Here is a 223-nt window from a genome sequence, read left to right as displayed (position 1 = left end):
TGCGACGTCGGACGGGCTCCATCCCTTCTGATGCAGGAGTTCCCGCATCTGAGCTTCGATCACCTCGACGAGGTGTGGTGGCATAACGAGGGCGAGCCGGACCCGCGCGGAGTCGTCTACGAGCCCAGCCACATCTTCGAGGGGCGGGTCGAGCAGTTCCGGCGGTGGCTCCAGGACCGGCCGGAGCAGATGATCGCCGTCGTAGGGCACGGCACCTTCTTCA

General features: G+C 65.9%; 1 pseudogene. It reads left to right on the top strand.

The window, feature by feature from the left end:
• Positions 1 to 223 (top strand): annotated as a pseudogene (locus E4K09_RS28440) (histidine phosphatase family protein); the annotation flags it as partial.

This window comes from Microvirga pakistanensis (assembly GCF_004458765.1).
Lineage (GTDB): Bacteria > Pseudomonadota > Alphaproteobacteria > Rhizobiales > Beijerinckiaceae > Microvirga > Microvirga pakistanensis.
This window is presented reverse-complemented; position numbering and strand designations above follow the sequence as displayed.